We start from the raw sequence: 23,529 nt of genomic DNA, 5'->3' as shown, positions 1-23,529 counted from the left end.
CAGGAGTCGAACAGGATGAGAAAGCGTTTCGACAGAACGATATTGGCCGGTCTCGCCGGCGCATGGGTCGCGCTGACCGTCAGCGGTTGCGCGAACGTCGGGCAGCCGAATGCGCAGAACGGCCCGGCAACCAGTGCCGCGGTGCCGGGGGCAAATGCGACGGGAACAGCGTCCGGCGACCCGGCCGCAGCCGCGCCGCTGTCGATCGATGGCAGCGATAGCGCGTCGCTGAAAAAGTCGCCGCCGCTCGTCTATCGGGTCAGGCGCGGGGACACGCTCGCGCGGGTCGCGCAGCATCATCACATCAGCGTCAAGCAGTTGCAGGCATGGAACGGGCTGAAGGCGTCGGCGCGGCTGAAGCCGGGGCAGGTGCTGCACGTCGCGTCGCCGGAGACGGTGCGCGCGGTGAAGGCGGCCAATGCGGCCAATGCGGCCAATGCGGTCAATGCGGTCAATGCGGCGGCGGCCGCCGCGAAGGCTGCGGCGCAAGCCGCGACGCCGACCGCTTCACGAGCGTCGGCGCCCACGTCGGCACAAGCCTCCGCTCAACCCGTTGCAGCGGCTCCGGATGCCACCGACGTCCGCGAAGTCACGCAGGAAACCCGCCGGCATGCGAGCAGCGTGACGCTCGCGTGGCCTGCCGCGGGCAGCGTCGTCGAAGCGTTCCAGCCGGGCGAAACGCGCGGCATCGAAATCGGCGGCAAAGCGGGCGATCCGGTGCGAGCCGCCGCCGACGGCAAAGTGATGTACGCGGGCACCGGACTTAACAGCTACGGCAGCCTGATCATCGTCCAGCACAACAAGGATTTTCTGACCGCGTATTCGCACAACCGCAAGCTGATGGTCAAGATGGGCGACGTCGTCCGCAAGGGACAGCAGATCGCCGAGATGGGCGACGAGAGCAACTCGCGTGTGTCGGTCGGCTTCGAAGTGCGGCGCGACGGCAAGCCGGTCGATCCGCTGCCTTATCTGCCGCAGGGGCGCGGTTGAGCTTCGGCGTTCCCGCAAAAGCTCACCTTGAATTTATTCAGCTAAACCAGGTAATTTGATCGGTCGCGCAGTCCGAGCGGTCGATCAATCGTTGCGACAGTCCCTTCACATCAGAGCATTCCGCTCAATCCACGCAAAAATACCGACCATCAATCATGCGATCTCGCCTTGCAGCCGTTTTTGAACGGTGAGGAAATGCGGGAGCCGGCGGGCAGCGCGCGCGCCGCCGCCGTGCTCCGCGCGAAGCGCCGTTACGTCGTTTGCACGCCGCGCAGCAATCGCGATACCTCGCCGTGGTAATGCAGGATCGCCGGATCGGCCTGCAACAGCGGCAGATAACGCGGCATGAAGTGATTGTTCGGTTGATCGGGCGAGAACAGGCCGATCACGGCCTCGGCGGTCGCGAGACGGTCGCCCGCATCGGCTTCCGCGTCGTCGAGAATTTCGTCGACGCTCGCGATCACCGTGGATAGCGGCGTCAGCCAGCGAAACCCCGAACCGTTGATCAGCACCTGCAGGAATGCCGCGGGCGTTACCGGGCCGAACTCCTTTTCGTAGACGGCGCGTTCGTGATCGAGAATCGCCTTGTGCAGCGCAAGCAATGGTCGGCGAATGTCCGTGAGGAATTGAGTGCATTGCGGGTCGTTCATCGGCGGCTCCTGCGGCTGAAGTGACTCGACGGAATCGCGCATCGCAACACCGCGCAGTGCGATGCAGCGGGTCGCGCGATCACGCTAATGGATCGATCCGTCGATGGTAACGCATCGACCCCGCCGACACATGCGATGCACCCCGCATAGCATGCCCCGTGCCGCCTGGCACGTCCAAAGCGGAGTTCTTTCGACACGACTACAATCGGCCGGTTTTCTCGCGATACCCGCTCGATCATAGGCCGCTTTTCATCGCCTATTAGCGCGACATACCGAACAAAACCGACACATGTTCGCGCTCTGATGCGGCTTCGCGATCTAAATCGCGTGACCACAACAACACCCCCACCGGAGCCGCTCATGACAACGCTCAATATCAACGGCGAAAACCATACCGTCGATGCCCCGCCCGACATGCCCCTGCTATGGGTGCTGCGTGATCTCGTCGGCTTGACCGGCACCAAGTTCGGCTGCGGCATTGCGCAATGCGGCGCATGCACCGTGCATCTCGATGGCGTCGCGGTGCGATCGTGCGTGTTTCCGGCGGCGGCCGTCGGCGAGCGCAAGATCGTCACGATCGAAGCGGTCGGCGCCACGCCCACGGGTCAGAAAGTGCAGCAGGCCTGGCGTGAGCTCGACGTCGTGCAATGCGGCTACTGCCAGTCGGGGCAGGTGATGTCGGCCGCATCGCTGCTCGCGCGCAACCCCAGCCCGAGCGACGCCGACATCGACGCCGCGATGGCCGGCAACATCTGCCGCTGCGGCACCTATCACCGCGTGCGCGCTGCGATCAAGCACGCCGCGAAGGGGGCCTGACATGTCCCAAGGATTGCTCGATGCACAGAACGGCGCGCAGCCGTCAGACTCCAACACGCGGCATGCGCGAGGCATCTCGCGGCGCAGCTTCCTCAAATTCGGCGTGACGGTCGGCGCAGCGGCCGGCGGAGGTCTGCTGCTCGGCTTCAGCATGCCGGTCGCGAGCCAGGATCAGAAGGCGGGCAAGAGCGTGATCGGCGGCGATGCGAACGAGGCCCCGCAAAGCGGCGTGTTCGCGCCGAACGCGTTCATCCAGATCGATACCGCCGGCAAGGTCACGCTCGTGATTCCGAAAGTCGAGATGGGTCAGGGCGTCTATACGTCGATCCCGATGCTGATCGCCGAAGAACTCGAAGTGCCGCTCGACACGGTCACGCTCGATCACGCGCCGCCCAACGCGAAACTCTTCACGGACCCGCTGCTGGGCGGCCAGTTGACCGGCGGCTCGACGTCGATCCGCTTCGCGTGGGAGCCGATGCGCCGCGCCGGAGCGAGCGCGCGGGTGCTGCTGATCAACGCGGCCGCGCAGCAATGGCAGGTCGATCCGGCCAGTTGCCATGCGCAGGCCGCTCAGGTGATCCACGCGGCCAGCAATCGCAGTGCGAGCTATGGTCAGCTCGCGCAGGCCGCCTCGGCGCTGCCCGCGCCGCAGAACGTGCCGTTGAAAGACCCGAAGGATTTCAAGCTGATCGGCACGCCGGCGAAGCGTCTCGATTCGCCGGAGAAAGTCGACGGCACCGCGCAGTTCGGCCTCGACGTGCGCTTGCCCGACATGGTCTATGCGGCGATCGCGAACTGTCCGGTGTTCGGCGGCACGCTCGCGAGCGTCGACGATACGCACGCGAAGACGATCCCCGGCGTGCGCGAGGTCATCAAGCTCGACAACGCGGTCGCGGTGATCGGCGCGCACACGTGGGCCGCGAAGCGCGGCCTGCAGGCGCTCGACATCAAGTGGAACGAAGGCGCGGGCGCGCAGGTATCGATGAAGCGCATCGTCGACGATCTCGCGGCGGCCTCGCAACACGGCGGCGCGGTCGCACGTAAGGACGGCGACGTCGGCCGCGCGTTCGGCGACGGGAAGTCGCGCGTCGACGCGGTCTACCAGCAGCCGTTCCTCGCGCACGCGACGATGGAGCCGGTCAACGCCACGGTCCACGTGCGCGGCGACGCGTGCGAAATCTGGCTCGGCTCGCAGGTGCCGACGCGCGTCGTCGATGCGGCGGTCGCAGTCACGGGCTTGCCGGCCGACAAGATCATCGTGCACAACCATCTGATCGGCGGCGGCTTCGGACGGAGGCTCGAAACCGACATGGTCACGCAGGCCGTGAAGGTCGCGAGGCAGGTGTCGACGCCGGTCAAGGTGCTGTGGACCCGCGAGGAGGACATCCAGCACGACATGTACCGGCCGTACTACTACGACACGATCTCGGCCGGGCTCGACGCAAACGGCAAGCCGATCGCGTGGCAGCATCGCATTGCCGGTTCGTCGATCCTGGCGCGCTTCGCTCCGCCCGCGGTCAGGAACGGAGTCGACCCCGACGCGGTGGAAGTCGCCGCTGATCTGCCGTACGACCTGCCGAACCAGCTGGTCGACTACGTGCGCGTGGAACCGCACGCGGTGCCCACCGCGTTCTGGCGCGGCGTCGGGCCGACGCGCGGCACGTTCGTCGTCGAGAGCTTCATCGACGAACTCGCCGCGCACGCGAAGATCGATCCGGTGCAGTACCGGCGCGATCTGCTCGGCAAATCGCCGCGCGCGTTGAACGTGCTGAACGTGGCCGCGCAGGCCGGCAACTGGGGCGGCGCGCTGCCCAAAGGGCAAGGGCGCGGCATCTCGGTGATGCACGCGTTCGGCAGCTTCTTCGCGATCGTCGTCGAGGTCGCGGTCGAGCAGGGCGAGGTGACGGTCAGGCGCGTGAACTGCGCGGTCGATTGCGGGATGTTCGTCAATCCGAACACGATCGAGGCGCAGGTGCAGGGCGGCATCGTCTTCGGCATCACGGCGGCGCTGTATAGCGAGATCACGATCAAGGACGGTCGCGTCGAGCAGAACAACTTCACCGATTACCGGATGCTGCGCATCAACCAGACGCCGCCGATCGACGTGCATATCGTGAAGAGCGGCGAGGCGCCCGGCGGCATCGGCGAACCCGGCACCGCGGCGCTCGCGCCCGCGCTGACCAACGCGATCTATGCGGCCACCGGCACGCGGCTGCGGCAATTGCCGGTTGGCCGTCAACTGCACAGCGCGTGACGCGAAAGGAGCCCGACATGAAAAACTCTCTGAAGGGTCTTGGCGCGGCGTTGTGCGTGGCGCTGTCGATAGCCGCGCAAGCGCCTGCTGGTGCGGCGGCTGCGGCAGCCACCGGCGCAGCCGGGCAAACGCTGGTGCAACGCGGCGCTTATCTCGCCCAGCTCGGCGATTGCGCGGCCTGCCACACCGCGCCGAAAGGCAAGCCGTTCGCCGGCGGCCTGCCGATGAATACGCCGATGGGCCGCATCTACGTGACCAACATCACGCCCGACGCGCAGACCGGCATCGGCGGCTACACGGAGGCGGACTTCGCGCGGGCGCTGCGCGAGGGCGTCGCGAAAGACGGCCACAACCTGTATCCGGCGATGCCGTATCCGTCGTACGCGAAGGTCAACGACGACGACGTGAAGGCGCTGTACGCGTTCTTCATGCACGGCGTCGCGCCCGTGCAGCAGGCGAATCGCGAGTCCGACATCAAGTGGCCGCTGAACATGCGCTGGCCGCTGATGTTCTGGAACATGGCGTTTCTCGACAAGGGCGCGTATCGCGACAAGCCGGGCAAGGACGTCGCGTGGAATCGCGGCGCGTATCTGGTGCAAGGGCTCGGGCATTGCGGGTCGTGTCACACGCCGCGCGGCGTCGCGTTCCAGGAGAGCGCGCTCGACGAAAGCGGCAGCGCGTTCCTGAGCGGCGCGCTGCTCGACGGCTGGTTCGCGTCGAACCTGACCGGCGAGCACAACACCGGGCTCGGCCGCTGGAGCGACGAGGATCTGCGCACGTTCCTGAAGACCGGCGCGAATCGCCATGCGTCGGCGTTCGGCGCGATGACGAGCGTGATCAACAACAGCACGCAGGCGATGAGCGATCAGGACGGCGCGGCGGTGTCGGCGTATCTGAAGTCGCTGCCGCCGGCCGGCGGCAACGGCGCGCCGGCCTATAGCTACGATCCGCAGGCGACCAGGGTGTCGCTCGATCGTCCCGCGAACGATGCCGGTGCGCGCGTCTACACCGCGTATTGCATGCATTGCCACGGTGTCGACGGACGCGGCTTCGCGCCGATGCTTGCGCCGCTCGCCGGCAATCCGAACGTGCTCGCGAAGGATGCGTCGTCGCTGATCAACGTGACGCTGAACGGCACCGGCGATCTGGTGATCAATGGCGTGCCGTCGCCGTTTCCGATGCCGGGCTTCGCGGCGGTGCTCGACGATCAGCAGATCGCGGATGTGCTGAGTTTCGTGCGTGCTGGATGGAACAACGGTGCGCCGACGGTTGGGGTGGCGGAGGTGGCGAAGTTGCGGCAGTCGACACAGGCGGGGCGCTGAGCGGGCGGTAAGCGCGCGGTAAGTGCTTTGAAATGCAGAAGCGGCAACTCATGCATCGCAGGGTTGCCGCATTTTTTGGGGGGACGTGAAAGCAGCTTTGTCGGAAGCGGAATGTTGGCTATCTTTGATTCACCATCTGCGATGCCGAACCGAGAGAGGCAATCATGAAAGCACGCAACGTCGTGAGTCTGATCGTTGTCGTGGCAGGCGTGACGCTGATGTCGAACGTCTACGCGCAGGCCAGCAACGCCATGCCGATGGCGTCGAGTCCGGCTGCAAGTTCAGGTAAGGCGACGCCGGCGGACAAGACGCTGGCTCGCGAGGTACGCAAGGCGTTATCGAAAGCGCAGAACTTCGACGTGTCGAACGTTTTCGTCAAGGCGCGCGGCGGTGTCGTGACATTATCCGGAAGCGTGCCGGAAGGCCCTCAGATCCAACAGGCCGCGGAAGTGGCGAAGGGCGTGCCGGGTGTAACGTCGGTCAGCAACCATCTGGCGCTTTATACGAAAGGGTATTGATCCTCCGCGATGGTTCGCATCGTGTGTCGCTTGATCGGGGGCTCTCATGGCAAATTCCGTGTGGACGCGTGAAGCGATTCACAAGATCGAGGCGGACTTCAACCGCTCCGCCGACACTCACCTGATCCCCCTCGACCTGCCTGGCTATCAGGGCATTCGCTTCTACCTGAAGGACGAGTCCAGCCATCCGACCGGCAGCCTCAAGCACCGGCTCGCGCGCTCGCTGTTCCTGTATGCGCTGTGTAACGGCTGGCTCAACCAGGCGAGCACGGTCGTCGAGGCGTCAAGCGGCTCGACCGCGATCTCCGAAGCGTACTTCGCGCGACTACTCGGTCTGCCCTTCGTCGCGGTGATTCCAATGGGCACGTCGCGCGCGAAGATCGAAGCGATCGAGTTTTATGGTGGACGATGCGAGTTCGTGGCCAATCCGTCTGACATCTATAGCGAGTCGCACCGGATCGCACAGGAGTGCGGCGGCCATTTCATGGACCAGTTCACGTATGCCGAACGCGCGACGGACTGGCGCGCCAACAACAACATCGCAGAGTCGATCTTCAAGCAGATGGCTGCCGAGGAGTTTCCCGTGCCCGCGTGGCTTGTATCGAGCGGCGGGACGGGCGGGACGATCGCGACGCTTGGTCGCTACGTCGCGTACCGGGGCCATCCAACGCGGGTGCTGTGCGCCGATCCGGAAAACTCGGTGTTCTTCGACTACTTCAGGAGCGTGCTTGCCGGACACCCGGACCACGCCCTGACGCTCAACGTCGGCTCGCGCATCGAGGGAATAGGCCGTCCACGTGTCGAACGCTCGTTCATTCCTGCTTGCGTCGATGCGATGGTCAAGACACCGGACGCGCTTTCCTTCGCCGCGATGCGCTATCTGGCTGTCCGGCTTGGGCGGCGGGTCGGTGGCTCGACTGGGACTAACTTCGTCGGCGTGCTGTATATCGCGGAGCGCATGAAAGCCGCCGGCGAGAAGGGGGCGATCGTTGCGTTGCTATGTGACAGCGGAGAGCGCTACCGAAGCACTTATTATCACAATGCGTGGTACACGGAGCAGGGGATCGCGATTGCCGACGCCGATGCGCTGATCGCGCGCGCGGTAAGAGGCGAACCGGTGCTCACGCAGGGGGGCGCTGTCGGACTTCAAATCGCCGGCGCATTGGTCTAGCGCGTCGGAGTGGTCGGGCGCTACCCATCGCGTTGCCCCGCTGTGCGCAGATAAGCGCACGGTGCACGGCGCGACAGGTGCTGGCTACTCAGGCGATCGAGCGCACCGGTTGCTTTGTCACAATCCTTTTGAATATTTCTCAATCTCAGCGTTGCAGCGCCTGGCGTAGATGAATGTCAGATCCGAAGTGTTTTGATCCAGGGCTTCGAAAGTACCCCAATCCTCGCTTGGTTCGCTGAGGCGGTCACATAATAGTTTGATGACTGCATCGGGAGCGGGTGCGCAGTTCATGTACGGTTTGTGGGTCATCAGAAACGTCTGCATTGTCTCCGGCTGTTCCAGGTTGAGCGGAACGTGCCACGGTAGCCGGCCAGATGTTCCATCGAACTGCACATACAAGACTGGCGGAGCCTTGAAGTGCACGTGGAACAGCCCATGCACATGGATCGCGAAACGCTCGAAATAGTCCTCGACGCGCGCCTGCAAGCCTGAGTGGGTATAAAGGAGTGTCGCGCTCGTGGTGGCTTCCAAACGGAATGTGACGAACCTCGCGTCCCCTTCCTGTGAGACCACCCCAACTCCGTAGTGTCCTATCGCCTGAAACGTGGTCGCGCGAGGCGGAGTATAAAAGTATCGATCGAGGTAAGAGACGGGTTCCCAATCGTCATCATCGTCGCGCAAGTTGCCCGCTCGGGAACTCGCGTATGCCGGATTGTTGGGATTCACTTGATCGGATCGGTTGTCCCTATCGCTTTTGCTCGACATGGTGGTGCCTCCGCATCTGGTTCTGGGAGAAGCAGCAGCCTATGCGTCCAACCCGGCGGGCTCGGTCTTACGTCTGGCTTGCGAAAATCACCCTTTCGGATCTTTACGCATCATGGAGTTATGCAGTCCGTGTGTCGTGCGCCTCCAGGCCTCGTCAGCCCTGTGCTGAGCCGATTTCACGGTATGTTCGACCCGATGCTTACTGTTCGGCATTTGTGCAATCGCCGAAGTCAGATCGGAAAGCGTCCGCCGGACGGTTCTGGTGACCATGACTCACTCCGCGTTTTTTGTCCACGTATTAAGTCTAGGTCGTTACGTGAAGCGCGCGCTACTGTACGTTTGAACAGCACCTTGGTGAGCCCATTGTGCTGATTATTACGCGCTATGCACGCCTGATTGCGTCGACAGCCAATCCATGCCGGACCGGACGATCATATGTCTGTTGAAAGCGGACAGGGACACTCCAGTTTTGGCCGGTATGCAAGCTGTTTGAGTTCGCTTTGTACGGTAGCGAACATCGAACAAAGCTGGCCCGCCTACGATGGCGGCAGGCACTTCACCGCGCCTATCCGCGCCGGGAGCAACCATGGCCAACACACCACACATGGGTTCGCAGGAGTCTGGGGCTGACGCCACCAATCCGCGCGAACCCTCTCCTGAACGGCTGCTCCAACTGGGCATGGGATTCTGGGCGGCCAAGACGCTGCTGTCGGCAGTCGAAATCGGCGTGTTCACGCGCCTCGCGACCGCGCCTCACGACGCAGCGGAACTTGGTGAGGCGCTTGGACTGCATCCGCGCTCGGCCCTCGATTTTCTCGATGCGCTGGTCGCTTTGAATCTTCTGGAACGCGAAGACGGGAAATACCACAACACCCAGGACACCGCGCTTTTTCTGGACAAGGCCAAGCCCAGCTACGTGGGCGGATTGCTGGAAATGGCCAACGCCCGGCTATATCCGTACTGGGGCTCTCTGACGGAGGCGCTCCGCACGGGAAAGCCGCAGAATGAGGCCAAACACGGCGGCAACCCCTTCGATGCACTCTATCGCGACGAGCGGTCGCTACGAGGCTTCCTGCAAGCGATGACTGCGATCAGCCTGGGTGCGGCCAAGGCGATGGCGCAGAAGTTCCCATGGCAAAACTACCGCACTTTCATCGACATTGGCGCGGCGCAAGGCGCGTTGCCCGTGGAGATCGCACTCGCGCATCCCCATCTGCACGGCGGCGGTTTCGACTTGCCGGTAGTGGGCCCCGTGTTCGAGGACTACGTGGCGTCGCGCGGTTTGCAGGAGCGGCTGCGTTTCCATCCGGGCAACTTCTTCAACGATCCGTGCCCCTCCGCAGACGTGCTGGTGATGGGACACATCCTCCACGATTGGGACCTTGCGCAGAAGATGGAACTCCTCGCGAAGTGCTACGCGGCGCTGCCTCCCGGAGGTTGCCTGATCGTCTACGACGCGGTGATCGACGATGAGCGCAGGCGAAATGCCTTCGGCCTTCTGATGAGCTTGAACATGCTGATCGAGACGCCTGGCGGTTTCGACTATACCGGCGCACAGTGTTGCGCATGGATGAAGGAAGTCGGCTTCACCCAGGTGCGCGTCGAACCGCTTGCCGGCCCAGATTCGATGGTGATCGGAACCCGGTAGAAGCGTCAGGAGTCGACGCGCAGGCGTGCCAGCGCACGACTCAAATTCTCCGCACCTGCATCGGGAAGCCCAATACGCGAGCTCGCCCGAAACTGGAGACGCACCATGAGCACTGAAGCCTACCAGTCCTGTATCGACGCATGCGATGCGTGCGCCGCCGCTTGCGACCGCTGCGTATCGGCGTGCCTGGAAGACCCAGGCGTCGCAGCGATGACCAAGTGCATTCGACTCGATGCCGATTGCGCGTCCCTGTGCCGCTTCACGTCCGCGGCGCTGGCTCGGCAAAGTCATCTCGCTCCCGAACTTTGTGCACTGTGCGCGCGGATCTGTCATGAGTGTGCGGAGGAATGCGGCCGTCATGTGCCTGAACACTTTGGTACATGCAGCGATGCTTGCCGCGTATGCGCGGAAGCCTGCCGGGAAATCTGAAGTTCGCGGGCCCGCCGACGGCGCGCGCAGCGCTGCCGGACTTCGAAGGCTCCCGACGGGCAGTGGACCACCCACTGCGGACGAATAACACTCGCGCCTGGATGACCGAACTGCGCTTCATAGCGTGCGTCACCCAACCGGGGCGACGCACGCACCGCGAATTCCGTGCGCCTCCAGCGAGGATTTCACGAATCCGCACTCGACCATGTGCGTGACGAACCGATCAAGAAGGTGAGCGGCCGCATCTCGCCCCTTCGGTGTCCCCATCGCCTGCTCGATCACCATGAAACGCTCTGGCAGCAGGCGCAGTCCCGACAAGTGAGTGGCATCATATTCGAGCTGCTGCCTTACGCCCGCCGCTACCTCATAGCCCTCCGACACCATCGTCTCGACTACGGCAGGTGAAGTGGGCGACCTGACAATCGCGGCCTTCTGCAGTGTCCTGCTCAGGTACAGATCGTACGCACTTCCTTTGCCGACAACGACCCGCGTGCCCGTCCTGTCGACGTCCTCATTCCGCCGGATCGGCGAATTCTCAGGGACGAGGTGGGCGCCCTCGATCAGAAGGTAAGGACGGGTCTGCTCAATCCCTTTGCCGCGCACAGGATCTCGCGCAACAAACGCAACGTCCCATTCGCCCCGCTCGCATCCGGCAACCACTTCGCCGGCAGCGTCGTAAAGGACCAGTTGCACAGGCGCATCGATCAGGGCAGCCAGTCTTGTCGCAAGATCGACGCAGACTCCGTTCGGTTCGCCGGTTTTCGGATCGCGATTGGCGAATATCGGATTACCGAAATTGATTGCCGCCCGAAGCTGACCTGTCGGCGTCAGTTCGCATGCTTCGTCCGAAGTCGCAAATACATTGTCGGGTGACATTTAAATCCTTTTAATGCGTCTGGCGCACGGTGTGAGGCGCAACCGCAACGATTCCCGTGCCCTCATTTGACGCGATCGACAAACTCGTTGGTGTAGGTTTTCGAAAGATCGATGTGCTTTCCCTCGATGTTGGGATTGAAGCCGGTCAGCACCCTCAGCACCGTTTCGGGCCCACCGTCAGGCATCTTTCCATCGGGTGAGTACATCGGCAGCGATGCTTTCAACGCCTGGACGTAAAGCGTCTTGTTGCCGCCGTAGTAGTCGGCGGGCATCTTCGCGGCGATTTCGTCGGGTGAGTGGGTATGGATAAACCGCAAGGTTCTGACAAACGCTCTCGCGAGTTTCTCCGCTTCGGATTGATGCGTTTGTGCCCAACTGCGCTGAACATAAATACTGGACGCCGGATACAGCCCGCCCAGCGCGGCGCGGGTTCCGTCGACGCTGCTCAGATCGACCAGCACTTTTGCGTCGCCGCTCGCGCGCAACAGTGATGTGGTCGGCTCGGTTGTCCATGCGACATCGACGCGCTGCTGCTTGAACGACGCGATCAGACTGTTGCCGGCGCCAACGGGCAGCATCGAGTACTCGGATGTCTTGAGGCCATATCGCGACGCGAGATACTGGCCGAGAAACGTCGACGACGATCCGAGACCGGTGACGCCCAGTGTCTTGCCCTTGATATCTCCCATATTCCTGATATGGCCGGCGGCATCCGAGCGAACCATTTCCATACTGCCCGGCACCAGTCCAAAAACGACGATGCTCTCGACGTCCTTGCCTTTCGTCTGCAGGTCGATCGAGTGATCATAGAAGCCCACGACGGCCTGAGCCGCGCCCGCGAGGAGTTCGTTCTCGGCGTCAACGCCCGCCTGCTGCGATTGCAACTCCACATCAAGACCTTCGTCCTTGAAATACCCAAGGTTTTCCGCGAGTTTTGGCGGCAGGTAAATCAACTTGTTGATACCGCCGACAATGATCGTGATCTTTTCCGCGGCACTCGCGTCGGCTGCATGAAGAGCACACGCGGTGGCCGCTATGGCGGCCATGGCACGAACGGTGAGAGGCATCGGGAGTCTCCGCATTGTTATCGAGGTTTGATTCGACGCGCCGCGACGGGCGCGCCGTACACAGGAAAGGTCAAGCCACCTTCATCACGGACGCCGGAACCAGCACGCTTCCTTGCATGAGTCGACGGGCACTTCGACTCATGATGGCCTTGGTGACAACCCACGTTCCATCGCGTTCGACAGCCTCCGCACCGACGGCCATCGTGCCCGAGGGATGGCCGAAACGAAGCTGTTCGGCGCTTTTGCCGCTCACGAGCCGATTGACGACGGTGCCGGGGATCGCACCGGCAACGGCCAGCGCAACCGCGCCGGTTCCCGTCATCGCGTGATGAAGCTTGCCCATCGACAGGATCCGCGCGTTGATATCGACGCTTTGCGGATCGACGCGCTTGCCACTCGACGCGACGTATGCCGCCGGTAACGACACGAATGCGAGCTTGGGCGTGTGCGGCCGCTGCGCTGTCACTTCCTCTGGAGTCGCGGCCAGCCCCATACGCACTGCCGCGTGCGCGCGGATCGCTTCGCATTTCTCCAGCAGCGTGGCATTGCCGTTGACATCCGGCTGCATTTCGTTGCCCCGCAATCCGAGATCTTCCGCGTTGATGAAGATGGCCGGGTTGCCAGCGTTGATCATCGTCACCCGGAATGAGCCGTAACCCGGGACCTCGAGCGAATCAATAGGGTTGCCGGTCGGAAACATGCCGCCGGTCGCCTCTTCGCCGTCGTCCGAGCCACCAGGATCGAGAAATTCGATCCGAATCTCCGCGGCGGGAAACGTCACGCCATCGAGTTCGAAGTCGCCGTCCTCGACAACCTCGCCGTCTTTCATCGGCACGTGTGCGATGATCTTTGCGTTGATGTTGGCCTGCCAGATCCGCACTGTCGCAAAGCCGTCCTTCGGCGCATCGACGAGACCTTGTGCGATTGCAAAAGGTCCGACGGCCGATGTCAGGTTGCCGCAGTTGCCCGACCAGTCGATCACCGGGTTCTCGATCGAAGCAGCGCCGAACAGGTAGTCGACGTCGCAGTCGGACCGCGACGAAGGCCCCACCAGCACCAGCTTGCTGGTGCTCGAGGTTGCGCCGCCCATTCCATCGATCTGCTTGCCATAGGGATCGGGACTGCCGATGACCCGCAGCAGGATTCTGTCGCGCAATGCCTTGTCGTCGGGAAGATTGTCGGTGCGAAAGAACACGCCTTTGCTCGTGCCACCGCGCATATAGACCGCGGGTATGCTGCATTGACTCATCTGTTACTCCTCAATAGTCGCAAACGTGATGCATACGGGGCTGCCGGTTTTGATGACGCGGCCCGTTGGCGCAGGTAAGCCTGTATCGGCATCGATTTCATACTGAACGATCGTGTGCGAATTCTCGTTCGCCACGTATAACGTGTGCCCGTCAGGGCTCAGGCAAAGAAACCGCGGACATTGGCCTTTTGATGAAACCCACTGAACGGCCTTCGGCAAGCCCGTATCCGCAGCAAGTTGAATTGCCGCGATACTGTCGTGCCCGCGGTTCGAGATGTAGAGCCGACGCCCATCGGGTGAAATCACAATGCCGGCTGCGCGCGTCAGTGCGTGAAAGTGGGCGGGTACGACGGCGATCGTATCGAGCGGTGTCAGATGACCCGCCTGCGGATCGAATGACCAGGTGGTCAGCGTCGAGTCCAATTCATTCGACACGTAGATCAGCGGTAACTCAGGATGAAAGGCGGCGTGACGCGGGCCGGCGCCTTCACGGCAACGCCCGGACCGAACCATTGCCGAGCCGTCCGCGCGCCAGCGAATCGCAAATACGGTATCCAGTCCTTTGTCGGGTACGATGTGCCAGTCGGTATCGGCATGTCGCGTCACATAGCGCGCGATATGGTGCGGATGCGATGCGGTCTGCTCGATGCGATGCGGTCCATGTTCGCCGGTGAACTGAAGTGGTGGCAGCGACGGTTCGCCGAGCGATCCGTCTGCCCGCAACGCGATACGTGTTGCTGAACCCGTCGCGTAGTTCGCCACCACCAGCGAAAGGCCATCCTGCGAACACGCCAGGTGCACGGGATTGCGGCCTTCACACGAAGCGCTGTTCAACGCGGACAGGCGGCCAGTCGCCGGATCGATCCGGTACGCGCTGACCGTGCTGCCATCGCCATGGACGGTGTAAAGCGTGTCCCGTGAACGATTGAGCGCGATAAAGCTCGGATTCGTGAGCGGTTCGAGCGTCTGCACGTGCTGCCAGGCGCCCGAGGCATAGACGGAATAGACGCTGATTCCGGTGCCTTCAGCTTTGCGTTCCCGTGTCGTACGGCTTCCGACATAAGCAAATGTTCGCGGCATGATCACGCTGCCTTGAACATCTCGTGAGCAATGCGCGGAAGCAGACCACCCGAGCTGAAAATCTCCGCTTCCTCTTCCGTATCGATGCGGCACTTGACTGGGATCGTCACGACTTCACCGTTCTTGCGCGTGATGTGCAACGACAGCGGCATCGACGGCGTGATCTGCCTGTTCAAACCTTCCAGTGCAAAGACCTCCGATCCATCGATCTGCAACGTCTTGCGGTCGGTGCCTTCGGGAAACTCCAGGGGCAGCACGCCCATGCCGACAAGATTCGAACGATGGATGCGCTCGAAGTTTTCGCAGACGACCGCACGCACGCCGATCAGCCTCACGCCTTTCGCCGCCCAGTCACGCGACGAGCCCGAACCGTAGTTCTTTCCCGCGATGACGATCAGTTCCTGGCCGCGCTCCATATAACTTTGGGCTGCGTCGAACAGGCGCACGGTCGCGCCTTCGGGTTCCATTCGCGTGATCGACCCCTCCTTGCCATCCGCCATCTCGTTGTGCAGCCGGTTGTTGGCGAACGTCGCGCGGATCGCGACCTTGTGGTCGCCGCGGCGTGTCCCATAGGAATTGAATTCTGCGGGATTCACGCCGTGCGCCATCAGGTATTCACCTGCGGCACTCTCGGGAAGGATCGCACCGGAGGGCGACAGATCGTCGGTCGTCACGTTGTCGCCGAATACGCCGATCGCCCTCATCTCGTCGAAGCGGGCTGCCTTGGTGAGGCCAGCTTGCCAGTACGGCGGCCGGCGAATGTAGTTGCTGTCTTCGCGCCAGGGGAAGAGGGCGGGGACGGCATTGGCGCCATCGAGGCGCTCGGCCTTGCGGAACATTTCCGTGTAGATGCGCAGGTACTGATCACCATGCACGCTTGCCTTGAGGAGACTGTCGATCTCCTCATCGGTTGGCCAGAGGTCCTTCAGATACACAGCATGACCCGCCCGATCCGTACCGATCACACCGTTTTCGATATCGACGTTGATCGTGCCCGCTATCGCATAAGCGACGACGAGCGGTGGCGATGCAAGAAACGCTTCCTTGACGCGCGGATGAATCCGGCCATTGAAGTTCCGGTTGCCCGACAGCACGGCGACGGCATGCACGTTGCGGCTGACGATGTCCTGTTCGATGTCCGTCGGCAAGGGGCCGGACATGCCGTTGCATGACGTACAGCCGAATCCGATGACGCCGAATCCGAGTGCTTCGAGCGACTCCATCAAGCCGGCTTCGCGCAGGTAGCTTTCGACCGGTTTCGAACCCGGCGCAAACGAAGTCTTGACCCACGGTTTGCGTTGCAGACCTCGCTCGGTTGCCTTTCTCGCGACAAGGCCTGCCGCGATCATGTTGCGCGGATTCGAGGTGTTCGTGCAGCTTGTAATGGCGGCAATGACGATCGATCCGTCGCGTAGTTCGAGGGCCGGGTCTCCTTGCGGTTCTGTCGCGATCTGCTCGCGAGGGCGGGCGATACCTTTGGCGATCAGCGCGGACAGCGGCACACGATCGTGCGGATTCGACGGTCCCGCAAGCGCACGACCGACACCCGAAAGATCGAACGACAGCACGCGGTCATATTCGGCACCGGCAAGATCGTCAGCCCATAGTCCCTGCGCCTTCGCATAGCTTTCCGTCAACGCGATCTGTTGTTCCGCGCGCCCCGTCAAGCGCATGAAGTCGAGGGTCTTTTCGTCGATCGCAAACAGCGCTGCCGTCGCGCCAAACTCAGGCGCCATGTTCGAAATGGTCGCGCGATCGCTCAGCGTCATCGCACGCGCGCCTTCGCCGTAAAACTCGATGATCGTGCCGACGACCTTCTGCCTGCGCAAAAACTCGGTGATGGCGAGAACGAGGTCGGTGGCTGTCACACCCGGTTGGCGTGCGCCCGTGAGCTCGACGCCGACGATCGTCGGCAGCCGCAACCACACCGCACGGCCCAGCATCACCGACTCGGCTTCGATTCCGCCCACTCCCCAGCCGAGCACGCCGATCGCGTTGATCATCGTCGTGTGGCTATCGGTCCCGACCAGCGTATCTGGATAGGCCACGCCGTCCTTCACCTGAATCACGGGGGAAAGGTGTTCGATGTTCACTTGATGCAGGATGCCGTTGCCGGGCATCAACACATCGAGATTCGAAAACGCCTGCTTGCACCATGCGAGGAACTCGAAGCGCTCGGCGTTCTTCGTCTGCTCGATCGCCATGTTCTTCGACATCGCCTCAGGGTCATATCCGGCCACTTCGACGTTCAGCGAATGGTCGACGACCAGATGCGTCGGCACCACGGGATTGATCGCCGTGGGATCGCCCCCTGCTTCCGCAATGGCGTCGCGCATGCCCGCGAGATCGACGAGCGCAGGCGTGCCGAGCAGATCCTGCAACACCACGCGCGCCGGGAAGTAAGGGAAGTCGACATCGTGGCGGCGCTCGGCCAGCGCCTGCAGATAGCCGGCAGCGTGTGCGGGCGGCTGGCAGCGGGCGATGTTCTCAGCGAACACGCGCACGCTGTACGGCATACGCGTAAAGGAGGCGGCGCCAATGGACTTCATGGCGTCTGCAACGCTGACGAATTGGACGGATTGATTCGGAAGAATGCGGGACATCGGGGTTTTCTCCAGGGCAATGCGGGGCGGCTTGCGTTTCGATGTAGTGCATTCTATGATCATAAAACGCAATACGCAAATGCAGTCGCAGTCGGTAGATACCCTGGCGGGCAGATTCCCGCCCACCACCCGAGGGAGCAGGCAATGGCAAAATCACAGTCCGGCTTTTCAGTTGCATCACCGCACCCGGCGATCGTGAATGGCTTATTGCCCGCAACCGACATGAATTCCTCTACCGACACTTCTTCCGCGCTGACACCGCTGCAAACCCGTGTCGCGCGTGAAATCCTCGCGCTTGCCCGACGTGAAGATCTCGCCGTCGACGACCGGCTTGCCGAATCGGTGCTCGCCGAAAAAATCGGCACGTCACGCACGCCAGTCAATGTCGCCCTGCATCATCTGGTGTCGCTGGGTGTGGTCTATTACGACGCCAACCGCGGCTTCTTCATGGCAAAACCCGCGCGCGACGTGACGGACGTGGCCGCGCAGTTCTTCGACGAACCCGACGACCCGTTGTATCTGAAGATCGCGGAAGACCGTCTCGCGCACCGCTTGCCGGACGACGTGACGGAAGCCGATCTGATGCGGCAATACGAAGTCTCGCGCAGTGAGCTTCGCCGGGTGCTCTCCCGCATGCAGGAAGAAGGCTGGCTGGAGCGGCAGGTCGGTCACGGTTGGCAGTTCATGCCGATGATCGATTCCGTCGAGGCCTACGAGGAGAGCTATCTGTTCCGCGCTGCCATCGAGCCGACGGGCGTGATGTCGCCGACGTTCAGCGTGAACCGCGGCGAACTGGAGGAATTGCGGCGGCGCCAGCGTTTCATTGCTGAAGGTGGCTACCTGACGATGAACCCGGTGGAACTCTTCGAAGCCAACAGCGAGTTTCACGAGACGATCGCGAAATGGTCGGGAAACCGCTTCATTGCGCAGTCCGTGCGCCGCATGGACCGCTTGCGCCGCCTCGTCGAGTATCGCCAGGCAAAGGCGCGCAAGCCCAGAATGGAGCAGGCGCTGGAACACCTGGCGATCCTCGATGCGATCACCCAGCACGACCTGCTGCGCGCGGCCGCACTGCTGCGCGATCACATCGAAGGCGCGCGGCGCGCCAAGGTTCACGCGCGGGAGGTCTTCACATCACGTACCTAGCGGTTCCTCGACGATGCGGTCCGGGCGGACCGCATTTTTTTAAACTGTAGTGCGTTTTGTGATCATAAAACGCTTAATATCAGAGTCGCCATAACGGTGACCGAAACTCTGAGACACGGAGACAAGCATGTCGTATCGCCGAGGCTGGATAGCCCTTTTTCTGTTTTGCCTGTCCATGATCAACTACATGGATCGCATTGCGCTTTCGATCGCAGCGAAACCGATCGCGACTGAATTCAAGCTGAGCTCCGTGGGGATGGGTTACCTGTTCTCGTCTTTTATCTGGAGCTATGCGCTGTTCCTGTTGCCGATGGGCTTCCTGATCGACCGCTTTGGCACGAAGCGCATGGCGGCCCTGGGGATTTTCGTCTGGTCTGCCGCGACGGTACTCACGGGCGCCGCAAGCACGTTCGTCAGCCTGATGTGCGCTCGCCTCGTGATGGGCGCGGGCGAATCCACCAGCAATCCCGTCGGCGCGAAAGTGATTCGTCAATGGATCCCCGCCAATGAGCGCGGGATGGTGACCTCCATGTTCAACAGCGGCTCTTATGCCGGTCCGGCGATCTGTTCGGTCTTGCTCGGTTCGCTGGTTGCACTGTTCGGCTGGCGGATGTCGTTCGTCATCGCGGGCGCGATCGGCTTTGTCTGGCTGGCCGCATGGCTGATTTTCTTCGATGCGCCGGAGAAAGTCCGCTGGCTGAAAAGCAATGAGCGCGACAAGATCGTGCGCGAGCGCGATTCGGCACCCGCGAATGCGTCCGCTCAGCCCGAAAGCGCCGCCGGTCTACTGGCGCTGATGCGTTCGCCGACACTGTGGGGCCTGGCCATCACGCAGGGCTGCAACGTCTACACGCAATACCTCTTCCTGACGTGGCTGCCGAGCTACCTGCAGGCGACCCGTCATCTGAGCATCACCAACACGGGGCTGTTTTCGGCCGTACCTTATGCCGCATCCGTGGCGCTGTGCATCCTGGCGGGACGGCTGAGCGACCGGTATCTGAAGAAGAGCGGTGTGGGCACGGGGCGCCGCCGCAATGCCGTTGCTCTTGCGATGATGACGGGCGCGACCATCCTGATGGTGCCGTTCACGTCGAATCTGTTCGTTTTGCTGCTGGTGTTTTCCGTCACGCTCACGGGTATCGCGTCGACGACTTCGTTGAACTTCGCGCTGTTGAATGACCTGTTGCCGAGTTCGCGTGACGTGGCGAAAGCGATGGCGTTCGTCGTGGTGGGTGGACAGGCTTTCGGAATGATCGCGCCCATTGCCACCGGTTATGTGATCGATGCGACTGGCAGCTATGACTGGGCGTTCGGCATCGCGGGCCTGCTTCTGCTCGCGGGAGCAACGGTCGTTCTAACCATGACGCGCTCGCCGATGCTCCGGGACAACGAGGCTGCGAGCGCGCAGGTCGCAATATAACCAGGCGAAGAAACCTTATTTAGTGCTTGAGCCAGTCCACAGCCTTCACTTCACCTGAACTCACCGATGCTGCCCGACCTTCTGCCGCTTCTCGAGCACACGCGCATACCACGTCAGCGGAAAACACATCGCGAAGTAAATCATCGCGACCATGCCGTAGATCGGAAACGGCCGGAACGCGGCGTTGGTGATCATCGTGCCGGTCTTCGTCAGTTCCGTGAAGCCGATGATCGACGCGAGCGCGGTGCTCTTCACCACCTGCACGAGAAAACCGACGGTCGGCGCGACCGCGATCTTCAGCGCCTGCGGCCACACGATATAGCGCAGCTGCTGGCCGAACGTCATGCCGAGGCTCGCGCCCGCGGCCCACTGACCGCGCGGCACCGCTTCGACGCAGCCGCGCCAGATGTCGACCAGATACGCACTCGTATAGAGCGTCAGCGTGACGGCCGCGGCGGCCCACGGCGACACGTCGATGCCGAGCAAAGGCAAGCCGAAGAAGGCGAGAAAGAGCTGCATCAGGAGCGGCGTGCCCTGAAACACCTCGACGTACAACACGACGATGCGCCGCAGCCATGCGATCGGCGACACGCGCATCGCGAGCAGCACGAGCCCGACGACTCCGCCGCCGACGAATGCGATCAGCGACAGCAGCACCGTCCAGCGCGCGGCGAGCAGCAGATTGCGGGCGATGTCCCACAGTGTGAATTCGACCATGATCAGCGCTCCGTCGGCAGGGGGCGCGCGCCGCGCCACATCAGGCGGCTGCGCCAGGTGCGCGGCAAGCCGTCGTTGCCGCTGTTGCTGTTGTTGCCACGTGCGGCACGGCCCGCGAACAGTCCGCGGCCGAAGCGGTTCAACAGCTGCCGCAACACGATCGACATCAGCAGATAGGTCGCCGTGATGATCACGTAGCTCTCGAACGAGCGGAAGTTGCGCGACTGGATGAAGTTCGCCGCATAGGTCAGATCGGGCACCGAGATCTGCGACACGACGGCCGAGCCGAGCATCACGATCAGCACCTGGCCGAGCAGCGCGGGAAACACGTTGGCGAGCGCCTGCGGCAGCACGACGTGGCGGAACACCTGGCGCCCATGCAAGCCGAGCGCCTGGGCGGCTTGCACCTGGCCGCGCGAAATCGAATCGATGCCGGCGCGAACGATCTCGGTCGCATACGCGCCGAGATTGACGGTCATCGCGAGAATCGCCGCCTGGATCTCGTCGATATGAATGCCGAGGCTCGGCAGGCCGAAGAACACGAAGAACAGCTGCACGAGAAAGGGCGTGTTGCGGATCAGCTCGACATAGCTCGCGACCAGCCAGCGCGCCCACTTCGGTCCGGCCGCCGCGATGCTCGCGCCGGCGATACCGACGAGCCCGCCCGCCAGGGTCGACACGGCCGTGAGGCCGAGTGTCACGGCGGCGCCGCGCGCGAGCATCCCCGCATACAGGCCGAAGCCGCTGAAATCGAACGCGTAAGTCATGGCCTCGTGCCCATCACAGGATCAGGTTGCGGCGCGGCCTTTACGGCGCCACGCCACGGGGTTCAAAGATCGGCCGGCAGCGGTGCGCGCAGCCACTTCAGCGAAATCGCGTTCAGCGTGCCGTCCTTGCGGGCCTTGGCGATCGTTTCGTCGACCTTCGCCTTCAGGCGCGGCTCGTTCTTGTTCAGCCCGACGTGATCGGGCGAGCTGAACAGTGCGAACTTCTGCTCCGGATCGTTCGCCGGATGCCGCGCGAGAATCGTCGCGCCGACGTCGTTGCCGACCACCATCAACTGTACCTGACCAGAAAGAAACGCCGAAATAGCGCCGTTCGGATCGTCGAAACGTTTGATGTTCGCCGACGGCGGCGCGATCTTCGTCACGCTCAGGTCTTCGAGCGTGCCGCGCGCGACCGAGATCGACTTGCCGGCGAGGTCGGCGGCGTTCTTCACCTGCAGCGTCTTCGGACCGAACACCGCGAGGTAGTACGGCGCGTACGGTTGCGAGAAGTCGATCACTTTTTCGCGCTCGGGCGTCTGGCCGACCGACAGCAGCATGTCGGCCTTGTGGTCGGCGAGAAAGGCCATGCGGTTGTCGCCGGTGACCGGCACCAGCTCGACCTTCGCGTTGAGCGCCTTGCCGATCAGATTGGCCACGTCGATGTCGTAGCCGACCGGCTTCATGTCCGGACCGATCGAGCCGAACGGCGGATAGTCCTCGAACACGCCGATGCGCACGGTGCCGGACTTCGCGATGTCGTCGAGCGCGTCGGCATGGGCGGCCGACGGCAGCGCGCACAGCGCGCCGAACACGCTCATCGCGAGCGTCGCGGCGAGCGTCGCGAACACGCGGCGGGTCGATTGGAGAGCGGGGCGCTGGTTCATGGTCGGTTCCTTTGTCGTGATGCGGTTTTATTGAAGCGAAGCGTGTGTGATGGGTGCGGGTATCAGGCGGCGCGCGCGGCGATCAGCTTGCATGCGTGCGGCGGCAGCTCGGCGAGCACCGGCATGCCGAGCGCGAGCCCGGGCGTTTCGCGCGGCGTGGTCGCGGCGGTCAGCGTGAAGCCCGCGCAATCGATCGTCGCTTCGAGCGAGGCGCCGACGTCGCGAATGAACGTGACGGTGCCGGGCAGCCGGTTCGGGTTCGGTGCTTCCGTGGCCGCCTTCACGCAGATGTCCTCGGGACGGATCAGCAGGCGGATCGCGTCGCCGGCCGCCACCGGCTGCCGCGCATCGGCGAGCGGCGCGCTGGGGTTCGGCGCGACCGCGATGCGCCGTCCGCCCGGCAGACTCACGCCGCCCGCACCGTCGTATTGCACCGGCAGGATGTTGCCGAGCCCGATGAAGTCGGCGACGAACTCGCTGACCGGATCGCGGTAAATGTCGAGCGGCTTGCCGACCTGCGCGATGCGGCCTTTCTCCATCACGACGATCTCGTCGGCCATCGTCATCGCTTCGCGCTGGTCGTGCGTGACCATGATCGTCGTGATGCCGAGGCGTTGCTGCAGCAGGCGGATTTCGACCTGCATCGCTTCGCGCAGCTTCGCGTCGAGCGCGGACAGCGGTTCGTCGAGCAGCAGCAGTTGGGGCTCGGAAGCAATCGCACGCGCGATCGCGACGCGCTGGCGCTGCCCGCCCGACAGCTGCGTGACCGGCCGGTTCGCCATGTGCGGCAACTGGATCAGTTCGAGCAGTTCGGCGACGCGGCGCGTTTGCTTCTCTTTCGCGACCTTGCGCAGCTTCAGCGGATACGCGACGTTCTGCGCGACCGTCATATGCGGAAACAGCGCGAGCGACTGGAACACCATGCCGAAGTCGCGCTGGTTCGCTGGCAGCCGCGTGATCTCGCGGCCAGCGAAATGGATGCTGCCCGCGGTGGGCGTTTCGAGCCCTGCGATCATCCGCAGCAGCGTGGTCTTGCCGCAGCCGGACGGGCCGAGAAAGCACACGAGCTTGCCGTCGGGCACGCTCAGGTCGACATTGTCGACGGCATGCACGCCGCCAAAGCGGCGCGTGACGGCTTGCAAGGTCAGGTGGGTCAT

At 63.0% G+C, this 23,529-nt stretch carries 20 protein-coding genes; 9 read left to right on the top strand and 11 right to left on the bottom strand.

Features of this window, described 5'->3' with window-relative positions:
- The first annotated feature begins 15 nt into the window (after positions 1-15).
- Entirely contained in the window at positions 16-990 is a 975-nt protein-coding gene (locus L0U84_RS28710; RefSeq protein WP_233855153.1) for a peptidoglycan DD-metalloendopeptidase family protein, read from the top strand.
- Between the two features lie 251 nt (positions 991-1,241).
- Here L0U84_RS28710 and L0U84_RS28705 read toward each other — a convergent pair whose 3' ends face one another.
- Entirely contained in the window at positions 1,242-1,640 is a 399-nt protein-coding gene (locus L0U84_RS28705) for a hypothetical protein (RefSeq protein ID WP_233855151.1), read from the bottom strand.
- A 360-nt stretch (positions 1,641-2,000) separates the two neighbouring features.
- On the opposite strand from L0U84_RS28705, the gene L0U84_RS28700 reads away from it, so the two are divergent.
- The 5 genes from L0U84_RS28700 to L0U84_RS28680 all read left to right on the top strand — a co-directional run bounded on the left by L0U84_RS28700 (position 2,001) and on the right by L0U84_RS28680 (position 7,721).
- Positions 2,001-2,456, top strand: a complete 456-nt coding sequence (locus tag L0U84_RS28700; protein ID WP_233855149.1) for a (2Fe-2S)-binding protein — start codon at positions 2,001-2,003, stop codon at positions 2,454-2,456.
- Position 2,457: 1 nt separating this feature from the next.
- Positions 2,458-4,710, top strand: a complete 2,253-nt coding sequence (locus L0U84_RS28695) for a xanthine dehydrogenase family protein molybdopterin-binding subunit (protein WP_233855147.1) — start codon at positions 2,458-2,460, stop codon at positions 4,708-4,710.
- Positions 4,711-4,727: 17 nt separating this feature from the next.
- Positions 4,728-6,032 carry a c-type cytochrome gene (locus tag L0U84_RS28690; protein WP_233855145.1) on the top strand — a complete coding sequence of 435 codons (1,305 nt, stop codon included), beginning with the start codon at positions 4,728-4,730 and terminating at the stop codon, positions 6,030-6,032.
- Between the two features lie 164 nt (positions 6,033-6,196).
- On the top strand, positions 6,197-6,550 hold the full coding sequence (locus L0U84_RS28685; protein ID WP_233855143.1) for a BON domain-containing protein: 354 nt from the start codon (positions 6,197-6,199) through the stop codon (positions 6,548-6,550).
- Positions 6,551-6,596: 46 nt separating this feature from the next.
- Positions 6,597-7,721: a PLP-dependent cysteine synthase family protein gene (locus L0U84_RS28680; RefSeq protein WP_233855141.1), complete on the top strand. Its 1,125-nt coding sequence runs from the start codon at positions 6,597-6,599 to the stop codon at positions 7,719-7,721.
- A gap of 117 nt (positions 7,722-7,838) precedes the next feature.
- On the opposite strand, the gene L0U84_RS28675 is transcribed toward L0U84_RS28680, so the two are convergent.
- Positions 7,839-8,486 carry a hypothetical protein gene (locus L0U84_RS28675; protein WP_233855139.1) on the bottom strand — a complete coding sequence of 216 codons (648 nt, stop codon included), beginning with the start codon at positions 8,484-8,486 and terminating at the stop codon, positions 7,839-7,841.
- A gap of 604 nt (positions 8,487-9,090) precedes the next feature.
- On the opposite strand from L0U84_RS28675, the gene L0U84_RS28670 reads away from it, so the two are divergent.
- A complete protein-coding gene (locus L0U84_RS28670; protein ID WP_442794087.1) occupies positions 9,091-10,134 on the top strand; it encodes a methyltransferase in 1,044 nt (347 codons plus the stop codon).
- Positions 10,135-10,692: 558 nt separating this feature from the next.
- On the opposite strand, the gene L0U84_RS28660 is transcribed toward L0U84_RS28670, so the two are convergent.
- The 5 genes from L0U84_RS28660 to acnA form a co-directional block, all read right to left on the bottom strand.
- Complete coding sequence (locus L0U84_RS28660) at positions 10,693-11,439, bottom strand: ABC transporter substrate-binding protein (RefSeq protein WP_233855133.1); 747 nt, start codon at positions 11,437-11,439, stop codon at positions 10,693-10,695.
- Between the two features lie 62 nt (positions 11,440-11,501).
- Positions 11,502-12,506, bottom strand: coding sequence for an ABC transporter substrate-binding protein (locus L0U84_RS28655; protein WP_442794056.1), 1,005 nt, complete (start codon positions 12,504-12,506; stop codon positions 11,502-11,504).
- Between the two features lie 70 nt (positions 12,507-12,576).
- Positions 12,577-13,755 carry a 2-methylaconitate cis-trans isomerase PrpF gene (gene prpF / locus L0U84_RS28650; RefSeq protein ID WP_233855131.1) on the bottom strand — a complete coding sequence of 393 codons (1,179 nt, stop codon included), beginning with the start codon at positions 13,753-13,755 and terminating at the stop codon, positions 12,577-12,579.
- A 3-nt stretch (positions 13,756-13,758) separates the two neighbouring features.
- On the bottom strand, positions 13,759-14,835 hold the full coding sequence (locus L0U84_RS28645; protein ID WP_233855129.1) for a lactonase family protein: 1,077 nt from the start codon (positions 14,833-14,835) through the stop codon (positions 13,759-13,761).
- Between the two features lie 2 nt (positions 14,836-14,837).
- Positions 14,838-17,438 carry an aconitate hydratase AcnA gene (gene acnA, locus L0U84_RS28640; RefSeq protein ID WP_442794055.1) on the bottom strand — a complete coding sequence of 867 codons (2,601 nt, stop codon included), beginning with the start codon at positions 17,436-17,438 and terminating at the stop codon, positions 14,838-14,840.
- Between the two features lie 144 nt (positions 17,439-17,582).
- Here acnA and L0U84_RS28635 point away from each other — a divergent pair, with 144 nt between their 5' ends.
- Complete coding sequence (locus tag L0U84_RS28635) at positions 17,583-18,584, top strand: GntR family transcriptional regulator (RefSeq protein ID WP_326491207.1); 1,002 nt, start codon at positions 17,583-17,585, stop codon at positions 18,582-18,584.
- A gap of 127 nt (positions 18,585-18,711) precedes the next feature.
- Positions 18,712-20,004, top strand: a complete 1,293-nt coding sequence (locus tag L0U84_RS28630; RefSeq protein ID WP_233855125.1) for an MFS transporter — start codon at positions 18,712-18,714, stop codon at positions 20,002-20,004.
- A 60-nt stretch (positions 20,005-20,064) separates the two neighbouring features.
- On the opposite strand, the gene L0U84_RS28625 is transcribed toward L0U84_RS28630, so the two are convergent.
- The 4 genes from L0U84_RS28625 to L0U84_RS28610 all read right to left on the bottom strand — a co-directional run bounded on the left by L0U84_RS28625 (position 20,065) and on the right by L0U84_RS28610 (position 23,529).
- Positions 20,065-20,721 (bottom strand): amino acid ABC transporter permease, encoded by a 657-nt coding sequence (locus L0U84_RS28625; RefSeq protein ID WP_129962794.1) that lies wholly within the window; start codon positions 20,719-20,721, stop codon positions 20,065-20,067.
- A gap of 2 nt (positions 20,722-20,723) precedes the next feature.
- Positions 20,724-21,488, bottom strand: a complete 765-nt coding sequence (locus tag L0U84_RS28620) for an amino acid ABC transporter permease (protein ID WP_233855123.1) — start codon at positions 21,486-21,488, stop codon at positions 20,724-20,726.
- Positions 21,489-21,550: 62 nt separating this feature from the next.
- Positions 21,551-22,372: a transporter substrate-binding domain-containing protein gene (locus L0U84_RS28615; RefSeq protein WP_233855121.1), complete on the bottom strand. Its 822-nt coding sequence runs from the start codon at positions 22,370-22,372 to the stop codon at positions 21,551-21,553.
- A 62-nt stretch (positions 22,373-22,434) separates the two neighbouring features.
- Positions 22,435-23,529, bottom strand: a complete 1,095-nt coding sequence (locus L0U84_RS28610; protein WP_233855119.1) for an ABC transporter ATP-binding protein — start codon at positions 23,527-23,529, stop codon at positions 22,435-22,437.

It is taken from the genome of Paraburkholderia sp. HD33-4 (assembly GCF_021390635.1).
Lineage (GTDB): Bacteria > Pseudomonadota > Gammaproteobacteria > Burkholderiales > Burkholderiaceae > Paraburkholderia.
Note: the sequence above shows the minus strand (reverse complement) of the source record. Positions and strands in the feature narration are given on the sequence as shown.

What these genes read in the sequence shown, in the direction of transcription:
- L0U84_RS28710 (WP_233855153.1), top strand. Translation starts at nt 16, where the DNA reads ATGAGAAAGCGTTTCGACAGAACGATATTGGCCGGTCTCGCCGGCGCA.
- L0U84_RS28705 (WP_233855151.1), bottom strand. Translation starts at nt 1,640, where the DNA reads ATGAACGACCCGCAATGCACTCAATTCCTCACGGACATTCGCCGACCA.
- L0U84_RS28700 (WP_233855149.1), top strand. Translation starts at nt 2,001, where the DNA reads ATGACAACGCTCAATATCAACGGCGAAAACCATACCGTCGATGCCCCG.
- L0U84_RS28695 (WP_233855147.1), top strand. Translation starts at nt 2,458, where the DNA reads ATGTCCCAAGGATTGCTCGATGCACAGAACGGCGCGCAGCCGTCAGAC.
- L0U84_RS28690 (WP_233855145.1), top strand. Translation starts at nt 4,728, where the DNA reads ATGAAAAACTCTCTGAAGGGTCTTGGCGCGGCGTTGTGCGTGGCGCTG.
- L0U84_RS28685 (WP_233855143.1), top strand. Translation starts at nt 6,197, where the DNA reads ATGAAAGCACGCAACGTCGTGAGTCTGATCGTTGTCGTGGCAGGCGTG.
- L0U84_RS28680 (WP_233855141.1), top strand. Translation starts at nt 6,597, where the DNA reads ATGGCAAATTCCGTGTGGACGCGTGAAGCGATTCACAAGATCGAGGCG.
- L0U84_RS28675 (WP_233855139.1), bottom strand. Translation starts at nt 8,486, where the DNA reads ATGTCGAGCAAAAGCGATAGGGACAACCGATCCGATCAAGTGAATCCC.
- L0U84_RS28670 (WP_442794087.1), top strand. Translation starts at nt 9,091, where the DNA reads ATGGGTTCGCAGGAGTCTGGGGCTGACGCCACCAATCCGCGCGAACCC.
- L0U84_RS28660 (WP_233855133.1), bottom strand. Translation starts at nt 11,439, where the DNA reads ATGTCACCCGACAATGTATTTGCGACTTCGGACGAAGCATGCGAACTG.
- L0U84_RS28655 (WP_442794056.1), bottom strand. Translation starts at nt 12,506, where the DNA reads ATGCCTCTCACCGTTCGTGCCATGGCCGCCATAGCGGCCACCGCGTGT.
- prpF (WP_233855131.1), bottom strand. Translation starts at nt 13,755, where the DNA reads ATGAGTCAATGCAGCATACCCGCGGTCTATATGCGCGGTGGCACGAGC.
- L0U84_RS28645 (WP_233855129.1), bottom strand. Translation starts at nt 14,835, where the DNA reads ATGCCGCGAACATTTGCTTATGTCGGAAGCCGTACGACACGGGAACGC.
- acnA (WP_442794055.1), bottom strand. Translation starts at nt 17,438, where the DNA reads ATGTCCCGCATTCTTCCGAATCAATCCGTCCAATTCGTCAGCGTTGCA.
- L0U84_RS28635 (WP_326491207.1), top strand. Translation starts at nt 17,583, where the DNA reads ATGGCAAAATCACAGTCCGGCTTTTCAGTTGCATCACCGCACCCGGCG.
- L0U84_RS28630 (WP_233855125.1), top strand. Translation starts at nt 18,712, where the DNA reads ATGTCGTATCGCCGAGGCTGGATAGCCCTTTTTCTGTTTTGCCTGTCC.
- L0U84_RS28625 (WP_129962794.1), bottom strand. Translation starts at nt 20,721, where the DNA reads ATGGTCGAATTCACACTGTGGGACATCGCCCGCAATCTGCTGCTCGCC.
- L0U84_RS28620 (WP_233855123.1), bottom strand. Translation starts at nt 21,488, where the DNA reads ATGACTTACGCGTTCGATTTCAGCGGCTTCGGCCTGTATGCGGGGATG.
- L0U84_RS28615 (WP_233855121.1), bottom strand. Translation starts at nt 22,372, where the DNA reads ATGAACCAGCGCCCCGCTCTCCAATCGACCCGCCGCGTGTTCGCGACG.
- L0U84_RS28610 (WP_233855119.1), bottom strand. Translation starts at nt 23,529, where the DNA reads ATGACCCACCTGACCTTGCAAGCCGTCACGCGCCGCTTTGGCGGCGTG.